A 9,075-nucleotide genomic window follows, 5' to 3' on the forward strand; every position below is an offset into this window, starting at 1 on the left:
GCGCGGATGCTGCACCACGTCGAGCTGTGGGTCCCGGACCTCGCCCGCGCCGAAGCCACGTTCGGGTGGCTCTTCCCCGAGCTCGGCTGGACCGAGCACCAGCGCTGGGACGCGGGCGTGAGCTGGAAACACGGCCGCACCTACGTCGTGGTCGAGCAGTCCCCGGCGATGACCGGTCCACACGATCGGATGAAGGCAGGCCTCAACCACCTCGCCCTGCACGCCGGAAACCGCGCGGAGGTCGACCGGCTGACCGAGCTGGCCCAGGCCCACGGCTGGACGCTGATGTACGCCCACAAGCACCCGTTCGCCGGCGGGCCCGCCCACTACGCGGCGTTCCTGGAGAACGAGGACGGCTTCGAGGTCGAGCTAGTGGCTGGCTGAGTCCTTCTGCACCAGCAGCCGCCCGAGCAGCATCCCCAGCCCGGCCGGCGCCAGGATCAGCAACGCCGTGAACGCCGCCCCGCCGGTCAGCGCCACCCACAGCGCCTCCTGACCGGTCTGGTCGACCAGCAACGCCGACCCGATCACACCGAGCGCCCCGGCGAACGGCCCGGCGATCAACGCGGCGATGAACCACTGCATCCCCGCGGACGGCAGTTCGCGCAGCGTGTCGACCGCGCCCCAGATGACCGCGGCGGCGATCAGCAGCCCGATGGCGATCGGGCCGACCGAGGACGCCTCGGGGCTGCGGACCGCGACAGCGGCCACGCCGGTCTGCACCGCCCCGTGCAGCAACCCCATCCACAACGCACGGACGAACCAAGGACGCATGCGGACAGCTTAGGACTGGCCGTACGCTGCCAGACATGTCCTCGTACGCCGCGCGCCGCACCGCACTGCGCCAGAAGCTCCAGGCCACGAACCTGGACGCGCTGCTCGTCACGAACCTGTTGAACGTCCGCTACCTGACGGGGTTCACCGGATCGAACGCCGCCGTCCTGGTCGACGCGACCGGTGACGAGAAGACGGTGTTCTGCACCGACGGCAGGTATCTCACGCAGTCGGCCAGGCAGGTGCCGGACCTGGAACGCCTCATCGACCGCCCGTGCGACATCGCGCTGGCCACACGGGCGAAGGGACGGCTCGGGTTCGAGAGCCACCACGTCACGGTGGACGGGCTGGAGGGGCTCACCCAGGCCGCCGAGAAGGCGGAGCTGACCAGGGCGAGCGGTCTCATCGAGCAGTTGCGGCTGGTCAAGGACGAGGTCGAGATCGAGGCGCTGCGCATGGCCTGCGCGGCGGCCGACCGGGCGCTGGGCGCGCTGATCGGGCACGGCGGGCTGCGGGCCGGCCGCACGGAACGCGAGGTCGCGCGCGAGCTGGAGAGCCGCATGCTCGACCACGGCGCGGAGGGCCCGTCGTTCTCCTCGATCGTGGCGTTCGGCGCGAACTCGGCGGTGCCGCACCACTCGCCGACCGACGCCGTGCTGCACCAGGGCGACTTCATCAAGCTCGACTTCGGCGCGCTGGTCGACGGCTACCACTCGGACATGACCCGCACGCTGGTGCTCGGCAAGCCCGCAGACTGGCAGCGCGAGCTGTACGACCTGGTCGCACGCGCGCAGGCGGCGGGCCGCAACGCGCTGAAGCCGGGCGTGAAGGTGAGCGACGTCGACCACGCGTCGCGCGAGGTGATCGAGAAGGCAGGGCACGGCGAGGAGTTCCTGCACGGCCTCGGCCACGGGGTCGGCTTGGAGATCCACGAGGCACCGGCGTTGTCGAAGGTGGGTGACGGTACACTTTCGGCCGGTATGGCGGTCACCGTCGAGCCCGGCGTCTACTTGTCGGGGCGGGGCGGAGTCCGCATCGAGGACACCCTCGTGGTCCGCGAAAGCGGGCCGGAGCTCCTCACCCTGACCACGAAAGAACTCGTGGTCGTCTGACATCCCCGTCCTACACAGGAGAAATTCCACCGTGGCCACCACGAACGACCTGAAGAACGGCCTGGTGCTGAACCTCGACGGCCAGCTCTGGACCGTCACCGCGTTCCAGCACGTCAAGCCCGGCAAGGGCGGCGCCTTCGTGCGCACGACCCTCAAGCACGTGCTGACCGGGAAGGTCGTCGACAAGACCTTCAACGCGGGCACCAAGGTCGAGACCGCCACCGTGGACAAGCGCGGAATGACCTACCTGTACAAGGAGGGTTCCGACTTCATCTTCATGGACGGCGACACCTACGACCAGCACCCGGTCCCCGCCGAGACCGTCGGTGACGCCGCGAACTACCTGCTGGAGAACCAGGAGGCGATGGTCGCCACGCACGAGGGCGTGCCGCTGTTCGTCGAGCTCCCGACCTCGGTCGAGCTCGTCATCGAGCACACCGACCCCGGCCTGCAGGGCGACCGCTCCACCGGCGGCACCAAGCCCGCCCGCCTGGAGACCGGCGCCGAGATCCAGGTCCCGCTGTTCGTCACGACCGGCGAGAAGATCAAGGTCGACACCCGCGACGGCCGCTACCTCGGCCGCATCAGTGACAAGTCCTGATGGGTGCTCGTAGCAAGGCCCGCAAGCGCGCGGTCGACTTCCTCTACGAAGCCGACATCCTCGGCAGCGACGCCGTGACGTTGCTCGCCTCGCGCGTCGGGTCCCCGGACGTGCCGCCGGTGAACGACTACACGGTGACGCTCGTCGAGGGCGTCACCGCGCACCGCACGCGCATCGACGACCTCATCTCGGAACACGCCGAGGGCTGGACCCTGCAGCGCATGCCGGCGGTCGACCGCGCGGTGCTGCGCATCGGCCTGTACGAACTGCTGTGGGCGGCCGACGTGCCGGACGCGGTGGCCATCGACGAGGCCGTGGAGCTCGCCAAGGGCCTGTCCACGGACGACTCGCCGCGGTTCGTGAACGGTGTGCTGGGGCGGATCGCGGTCATCGCGGACCAGCTGCGCGCCGTGCTGTAGTTCCCGCTTCGCCTGACGGCCGCTCGTTCCCTCCTGGGACGGGCGGCCGTTGTGCTCCATGCTGATTTCATGAGCGCACGCGAAGGCAAGGTGACCTGCGACCTCTCGATCTCCCTCGACGGCTACGCGGCCGGCCTCGGCCAGACCGAGGACCGCCCGTTCGGCGACGACGGCGGCGACGGCTGGGGCAGCAAGCTGCACGCCTGGATGGAAGACCAGGAAGAACAGCGGGCCCAGCTCGATCTGCTGGCGCAGACCAAGGCGTTCATCATGGGCCGCAACATGTTCGGCCCGGTGCGCGGCGAGTGGGACCGCCCGTGGAACGGCTGGTGGGGCGACAACCCGCCGTACCACGCCCCGGTCTTCGTGCTCACCCACCACCCTCGCGTCCCGCAGCCGATGGACGGCGGCACCACGTTCCACTTCGTCACCGACGGCATCGAGGCCGCGTTCAAACTCGCGCGCGAAGCGGCGGGGGACGGCGCCATCTCGATCCACGGCGGCGCGACCACCGTCAACCAGTACCTCGCCGCGGGCCTGATCGACGAACTGCGGCTGCGCATCGTGCCGATCACGCTCGGCGCCGGCACGCGGTTGTTCGACGGCGTGCCCGGCCTGAACCTCGAGCAGGTGGAGTCGCGCGCGGCCGAGTCGTTCACGCACGTGACCTATCGCGTGGTGCGGCCTGCGTGACGCGTTGGAACGGCGGGCCCAGACCAGGCCCCGCATTAGACGTCACACCGGCGCTCCTCCACGCTGATTCCCATGACACTGCAGGCCTTCATCGACGACGTGACGTCCATCGTCGGCACCACCGACGACCAGTACGAGATCACCAAGCTGGTGGGGCAGCGGCTCTCGGCGCTGCTGGACAGCGGCTACCGGCTCCCGCCCGAACTCACCCGCCCGGCAACCGACCACCACGTCAACTACCCGCTCCACATCGCTCCCGACGGCAGTTGGTCCCTGGCCGCCGTCGTCTGGGCTCCCGGTCAGCGCACGCCCGTGCACGGCCACGAGACCTGGGGCGTCGTGGGCATCTACTCCGGCGCCGAGCGCGAGATCCGGTACGCCAAACCCACCGGGCCCGGCCCACTCACGCCGATGGGCGAGCAGGTCTTCGAAAAAGGACAGGTCACGGTGTGCTGCACGACCGACGACGACGTCCACTCCGTCGCGGCCGAGTCCGACGAACCGACCATCGGGATCCACGTCTACGGAGCCGACATCGGCACCATCGAACGGCGGCGGTACGACCCGGAGACCGGCGAGGTGCAGTGGTTCGTCGGCGGCTGGAACACCCCCTAGTTCTTCCCCGCTCGGTCACCGAGTGCGGCCCCCAGCCGACGCCACTGCGGCAGCGGGAACCCTTCCTGGTCGCCGGTCAGCACCTGGAGAGCGACGTGGTCTGCCCCGGCGGCCAGGTGGTCGTCGACGCGGCGCAGGATCGCGTCCTCGTCACCCCAGACGACCACGGCGTCGACCAGCCGGTCGCTGACCGTCTCGACGTCCTCGGCGGTGAATCCCGACCGCAGCATCTTGTCGGCGTAGGTGGCGTAAGCCAGGTAGCCGTTCAGGAAGTGCCTGCCGATCGCCCGTGCCTCGTCGGCGTCGCTGCTGAGGACGACCGTCTGTTCCGGCAGCAGCAGCGGCCCGACGCCGAGTGCCTCCCGTGCGTCGCGGGTGGCGTCCGGGGTCGCCAGGTAGGGATGCGCGCCGGCGGCCCGCTCGGCCGACAGGCTGAGCATCTTCGGGCCGATCGCGGCGAGGACTCGGCCCTCGCGGGGCACCGGGATCGGTGCGGCGTCGAGGTCGTCGAGGTACGCGCGCATCGCGGCCATCGGCTTGCGATACCGGCCTGGTTCCGCCGCGTCGACCACCGCCGCCTGACTCACGCCGATGCCGAGCAGGAACCGGTCGGCATAGGCCGAGCGAAGCTCCGCGTAGGTCGCGGCGACCTCGGCGGCGTCATGCATCCAGAGGTTGAGCACGCCGGTCGCGACCAGCGCGTGCTCGGTGGACTTCAGCAGGTTCTCCACCGACTCGAGCACCGGCCCGCCGACGTCGGGGATCCACAGGGCGGTGAAACCGAGTTCGTCGAGTTCCGCGGCGGCTTCGGCCGCCTTGCCTGGATCGCCGAAGCGCAATTCCGCACTCCACACGCCAACACCGGTCGGCTTGATCATGGGTCGTCCCTTACAGTATTCGGAGGCTGTCTCCACTTACTGTATACGGAGGCAGCCTCCGTTTGCTGAGGAGGGTGACGTGGCCAACGAATCAGGCGTGCGGCCGCTACGTGCCGATGCGGCGCGCAACCGGCGTGCGGTGATCGACGCGGCCCGCCACGCGTTCGCACAGAACGGCGTCAACGCGTCGTTGGAGGACGTTGCGCGCGCCGCTGGAGTCGGGCCCGGCACGCTGTACCGCCACTTTCCGACCAGGAACGACCTGGTGCTGGCGGTCATCGAGGACGGCCTGGCCGAGTTGCACCGGTTGGGAGTCGAGCTGCTCGACGATCCGGACCCGTTGAGCGCCCTCACCCGGTGGCTGCAGGCCTACATCGACCAGAACAGCATGTACGAGGGCGTGGCCAGGACTTTCGCGAGTCCGCCACCTGACGGGGACGAGCGCAGCAGCTGCCGGCTGGCGCTCGACGTGGGCGCGGCACTGATCCACCGCGCGGTCGACGCCGACGCGGACGACGTGCGCGCCCTGGCCTCGGCCATCGCCTGGATCGACGGGCAGCTGCCGCCCGACCCGGAGCGGCGGGCCCGGCTGTTGCGGATGATGCTGGACGGCATCCGGCCCCGTTGACCTCTCAGACGGCCGCCAGGAACTCCTCCCACGTGTGGGTGCCGTGGTCGCCGTCCAAGGTCAGGTTCCGCCCACCCCGGTAAGCCTTCCCGGCCTTGCCCGGCAACCGCACCGGCACCGTGAGCCGCCGCTTGCCCGCGGTCGTCAGGTAGTCCTGCACGAGCTGCTTCATCTCGTACACAGCAGGTCCGGCCAGATCCGCCACTCGTCCCGCAGGCGCGCCTACAGCGAGTTCCGCGATCCGCTGAGCCACATCGCGTGCGTCGACCGGCTGCAACCGAAGCCCCGGCACCGGCACGATCGGCAGCTTCGCGAGGCCTCGCACCATCGTCAGCGTCAGCTCGTGGAACTGGGCCGCGCGCAGGATCGTGAACGGGACCCCAGACGAAGCGATCGCCTCCTCGCAGGCGAGCTTGGTGCGCAACCAGGCCAGCGGCACGGTGTCGGCGCCGATCACCGAGATGTACACGAAGTGGCGAACACCCGCGCAGGCCGCGAGCAGGTTGCGGGTCGCGATGTCGTCCCCCTTCTGGCCGCCGGCCAGGTGCACCACGACGTCGGCGTCGAGAGCGGGTACCTCGGTGAGCAGATCGCAGGCGATGTCCCCGTGCCTGCTCAGCGTCACCACGTCCGCGCCGGTGGCGCGCAGCAACGGAACGACGTGCTTGCCGAGGGTGCCGGTGCCACCGGTGACGAGGATCTTCATGATTACTCTCCCAAGTGAGTCGTTGCCCGGTTGACCCGGTGGCGCTCGGGAACGTGACACGGTGTGGGCCAGGCCACAGGGGGCAGTGTTGATCGCGCAGTTCGAGCAGGAGCGCACACGGTTGCGGGCGGTCGCCCACCGGATGCTCGGGTCGTTCGCGGAAGCCGACGACGCGCTGCAGGACGCGTGGATCAGGGTCGAGAAGGCCGACACCAGCGAGGTCGAGAACCCGCAGGGCTGGCTCACCACGGTCGTCGCGCGGGTGTGCCTGAACATGCTGCGCGACCGGCGCGAGCACGCGTTCGAGATGCCGGATCCGGTGATCGACAAAGCCGAGGAACCCGAGCAGCAAGCGGTTGCCAAGGACGAGGTCGGGCTCGCGATGCTGATCGTGCTCGACAGCCTCAAGCCAGACGAGCGGCTGGCGTTCGTGCTGCACGACATGTTCGCGGTGCCGTTCGACGACATCGCGCCGTTGATCGACAAGACCCCGGCGACCACCCGTCAGCTCGCGTCGAGGGCGCGCAAGCGCGTGCAGGACCGGCCGCAGCCGAACGTCGACCTGCCGAAGCAGCGGGAAGTGGTGAGCGCGTTCCTCAAAGCGTCGCGCGAAGGCGACCTCGAGGGCCTGGTGTCGGTGCTGCACCCGGACGTCACGCTCAGGGCGGGCGACCTCGAAGTCCTCGGTGCGCGGACGGTGGCCGGCCGGGCGAGCACGTTCCGCAGGTTCGCGACGACGGCGGAGGTGCGCCCGGTGCTCATCGGTGGCGAGGCGGGCTTCCTGAGCTGGGTCGACGGCGTGCTGTTCTCGGCGATGTCGTTCACCGTGCGCGACGACAAGATCGTCGCGATCCACGTCATCCAGGACCGGGAGCAGCTGGCCGCGCTGATTTCGTGAGTAATACCACTGCTGTCGCTGGTCACATCCGGCGCCTGTTCGCTGTCTAGTGAAGTGGGCGCTCGATCGAAGGGACCACACGATGGTCGTCGGGGAGTTGGATCAACAGGACAGACTCGCCTACCGGCTGCTCGGCCGGTTCGCCGAGGCCGCCGCCGCGGTGAAGGAAGCCCGGCGCAAGACCGAGGGTGAGCCGGGCTGGCTGAACACCGTGGTCGCGCGCGTGAGCCTCACGATGTTGCGGACCCGGCACCAGGGCGGGTTCGGCATGCCGGATCCGGTCGTGAGCGCCGGGCCGAACAACGAGGTCGGGCTCGGGGTGCTGACGGCGCTCGACGCGCTGACCCCGGACGAACGGGTCGCGTTCGTGCTGCACGACATGTTCCAGGAGCCGTTCGAGCAGGTCGCGCCGCTGATCGGGCGGACGCCGCTCGGGGCGCTGCAGGTCGAGGCGCGGGCGCGCAAGCGGGTCTCGAACCGGCCCGTGTCCGACGTGGGGCTGACGGAGCAGCGCGAGGTGATCGACGCGTTCATGCGGGGCTCGGACGTGCTGGACCCCGACGTGACGCTGCGTTCGGAGGAGATCTGGCTGCGCGGCCACGGGATGGTCGCGCCCAAGGCGGCGTTGCTGCAGGCGCCCTGCATGGAGCCGGCGGTGGTCGGCGGCGAGGCGGGGCTGGTGTCGATGGTGGAGGACAAGCCGTTCGCGCTCGTGTCGTTCACGGTGCGCGAGGGGCGGATCGCGGCGATTCACGCGATCACGGACCGGGAGCACGTCCGACGGCTGTTCGCACGCACCACACACACGGGGCCTGCCGGGTTCCCCCAAAATCAACAATAGCGAGCAGGTCTGACAGAAAGCCGGTCACACAGAGGGGCCGGTCAGCCAGCAAGCCCGGTCAGCCAGCAAGCCCGGTCAGCCAGCAAGCCCGGTCAGCCAGCAAGCCCAGTCAGACAGCCGTCGCTCCGACCGCGAAAAGCAGCAGTGGCTCCCCCGACGTCCTCAGGGCGACTGACAGGACGTCAAGGGAGCCACTGCTCCATGTGGGTGAAGCTCAGTCTTCCTTCGCGGGACGGGCCTCGGGAGGCAGCACGCCCCAGTCGATGAGCTGCTCGGTGAGCTCACCCGGCGTCATGTCGTAGATGATCGCGAGCGAGCGGAGGTCCTCGGTGCGGATCGAGAGGACCTTGCCGTTGTAGTCACCGCGCTGCGACTGGATGGTCGCGGCGTAGCGGGCCAGCGGGCCCACCTTCTCGACCGGCAGCTGCTGGAGCCGTTCCAGGTTGATCACGATCTTGGTGGCCGGCTCGGCACCCGACGGCACACGGCCCTCAGGCAGGAGCTCGGCGACGGGAACCCCGTAGAAGTCGGCCAGCTCGGCCAGCTTCTGCACGGTCACCGCGCGGTCACCGCGCTCGTAGGAGCCGACGACCACGGCCTTCCAGCGACCGCCGGACTTCTGCTCGACGCCGTGCAGGGACAGACCCTGCTGCTGGCGGATAGCGCGGAGCTTGGCCCCCAGCGCCTTGGCGTAGTCGCCCATGTGGCGGTTCTCCGTTCATTCGCCCCGTCAGCAGTACGGCCGCGCTGCGGGGAGGCTTAGATCGATACGCAGAGTAATGATTACTCGCCGTGGTCGACAGGTCAAGCTGATCTCGTGGAGAGACGCGCGCCACGCCTGGCACACCACTCGGATGGTTGACCGTCCGTAGGTGATACGGTGCAGGTCAGCCTAGTTATTACTAGGTGT

The 9,075-nt window shown here is 69.5% G+C and carries 13 protein-coding genes; 9 read left to right on the top strand and 4 right to left on the bottom strand.

All coding sequences use genetic code 11. The features are described 5' to 3' along the window. The first annotated feature begins 6 nt into the window (after positions 1–6). Positions 7–384, top strand: a complete 378-nt coding sequence (locus tag ACIA8G_RS00735; protein ID WP_396416138.1) for a VOC family protein — start codon at positions 7–9, stop codon at positions 382–384. On the opposite strand, the gene ACIA8G_RS00740 is transcribed toward ACIA8G_RS00735, so the two are convergent. Then, positions 370–774: a B-4DMT family transporter gene (locus ACIA8G_RS00740; protein ID WP_396416139.1), complete on the bottom strand. Its 405-nt coding sequence runs from the start codon at positions 772–774 to the stop codon at positions 370–372. The two genes, ACIA8G_RS00735 and ACIA8G_RS00740, sit on opposite strands and share 15 nt — an antisense overlap. Positions 775–800: 26 nt before the next feature. On the opposite strand from ACIA8G_RS00740, the gene ACIA8G_RS00745 reads away from it, so the two are divergent. From ACIA8G_RS00745 to ACIA8G_RS00765, 5 genes are all read left to right on the top strand, one after another. After that, positions 801–1,886, top strand: a complete 1,086-nt coding sequence (locus tag ACIA8G_RS00745; RefSeq protein WP_396417289.1) for a M24 family metallopeptidase — start codon at positions 801–803, stop codon at positions 1,884–1,886. Between the two features lie 31 nt (positions 1,887–1,917). Next, positions 1,918–2,487, top strand: coding sequence for an elongation factor P (gene efp / locus ACIA8G_RS00750; protein ID WP_396416140.1), 570 nt, complete (start codon positions 1,918–1,920; stop codon positions 2,485–2,487). Next, positions 2,487–2,906 (top strand): transcription antitermination factor NusB, encoded by a 420-nt coding sequence (gene nusB / locus ACIA8G_RS00755; RefSeq protein ID WP_396416141.1) that lies wholly within the window; start codon positions 2,487–2,489, stop codon positions 2,904–2,906. The genes efp and nusB overlap by 1 nt, the downstream gene beginning before the upstream one ends. A gap of 69 nt (positions 2,907–2,975) precedes the next feature. Then, positions 2,976–3,599, top strand: a complete 624-nt coding sequence (locus tag ACIA8G_RS00760; RefSeq protein ID WP_396416142.1) for a dihydrofolate reductase family protein — start codon at positions 2,976–2,978, stop codon at positions 3,597–3,599. 72 nt (positions 3,600–3,671) lie between these two features. Next, complete coding sequence (locus tag ACIA8G_RS00765) at positions 3,672–4,214, top strand: hypothetical protein (protein WP_396416143.1); 543 nt, start codon at positions 3,672–3,674, stop codon at positions 4,212–4,214. Here ACIA8G_RS00765 and ACIA8G_RS00770 read toward each other — a convergent pair. Then, positions 4,211–5,092 (bottom strand): LLM class F420-dependent oxidoreductase, encoded by an 882-nt coding sequence (locus ACIA8G_RS00770; RefSeq protein ID WP_396416144.1) that lies wholly within the window; start codon positions 5,090–5,092, stop codon positions 4,211–4,213. The genes ACIA8G_RS00765 and ACIA8G_RS00770 overlap by 4 nt on opposite strands. A 79-nt stretch (positions 5,093–5,171) precedes the next feature. On the opposite strand from ACIA8G_RS00770, the gene ACIA8G_RS00775 reads away from it, so the two are divergent. Continuing rightward, entirely contained in the window at positions 5,172–5,720 is a 549-nt protein-coding gene (locus ACIA8G_RS00775) for a TetR/AcrR family transcriptional regulator (RefSeq protein ID WP_396416145.1), read from the top strand. A gap of 4 nt (positions 5,721–5,724) precedes the next feature. Here the strand turns inward: ACIA8G_RS00775 and ACIA8G_RS00780 are convergent, their stop codons facing one another. Beyond that, positions 5,725–6,426: an SDR family oxidoreductase gene (locus tag ACIA8G_RS00780; RefSeq protein WP_396416146.1), complete on the bottom strand. Its 702-nt coding sequence runs from the start codon at positions 6,424–6,426 to the stop codon at positions 5,725–5,727. A gap of 88 nt (positions 6,427–6,514) precedes the next feature. On the opposite strand from ACIA8G_RS00780, the gene ACIA8G_RS00785 reads away from it, so the two are divergent. Further along, positions 6,515–7,324 carry a sigma-70 family RNA polymerase sigma factor gene (locus ACIA8G_RS00785; protein ID WP_396416147.1) on the top strand — a complete coding sequence of 270 codons (810 nt, stop codon included), beginning with the start codon at positions 6,515–6,517 and terminating at the stop codon, positions 7,322–7,324. A gap of 82 nt (positions 7,325–7,406) precedes the next feature. Next, positions 7,407–8,165, top strand: coding sequence for an RNA polymerase subunit sigma-70 (locus ACIA8G_RS00790; protein WP_396416148.1), 759 nt, complete (start codon positions 7,407–7,409; stop codon positions 8,163–8,165). A 214-nt stretch (positions 8,166–8,379) separates the two neighbouring features. On the opposite strand, the gene ACIA8G_RS00795 is transcribed toward ACIA8G_RS00790, so the two are convergent. Further along, complete coding sequence (locus ACIA8G_RS00795; RefSeq protein ID WP_030471611.1) at positions 8,380–8,868, bottom strand: transcriptional regulator; 489 nt, start codon at positions 8,866–8,868, stop codon at positions 8,380–8,382. Positions 8,869–9,075: the final 207 nt, after the last annotated feature.

The organism is Lentzea sp. NPDC051213, assembly GCF_044455585.1.
Lineage (GTDB): Bacteria > Actinomycetota > Actinomycetes > Mycobacteriales > Pseudonocardiaceae > Lentzea.

Bases quoted from the DNA above. Each gene is read 5' to 3' on its own strand.
- ACIA8G_RS00735 (WP_396416138.1), top strand. From the start codon at position 7: ATGCTGCACCACGTCGAGCTGTGGGTCCCGGACCTCGCCCGCGCCGAA.
- ACIA8G_RS00740 (WP_396416139.1), bottom strand. From the start codon at position 774: ATGCGTCCTTGGTTCGTCCGTGCGTTGTGGATGGGGTTGCTGCACGGG.
- nusB (WP_396416141.1), top strand. From the start codon at position 2,487: ATGGGTGCTCGTAGCAAGGCCCGCAAGCGCGCGGTCGACTTCCTCTAC.
- ACIA8G_RS00760 (WP_396416142.1), top strand. From the start codon at position 2,976: ATGAGCGCACGCGAAGGCAAGGTGACCTGCGACCTCTCGATCTCCCTC.
- ACIA8G_RS00765 (WP_396416143.1), top strand. From the start codon at position 3,672: ATGACACTGCAGGCCTTCATCGACGACGTGACGTCCATCGTCGGCACC.
- ACIA8G_RS00770 (WP_396416144.1), bottom strand. From the start codon at position 5,092: ATGATCAAGCCGACCGGTGTTGGCGTGTGGAGTGCGGAATTGCGCTTC.
- ACIA8G_RS00780 (WP_396416146.1), bottom strand. From the start codon at position 6,426: ATGAAGATCCTCGTCACCGGTGGCACCGGCACCCTCGGCAAGCACGTC.
- ACIA8G_RS00790 (WP_396416148.1), top strand. From the start codon at position 7,407: ATGGTCGTCGGGGAGTTGGATCAACAGGACAGACTCGCCTACCGGCTG.
- ACIA8G_RS00795 (WP_030471611.1), bottom strand. From the start codon at position 8,868: ATGGGCGACTACGCCAAGGCGCTGGGGGCCAAGCTCCGCGCTATCCGC.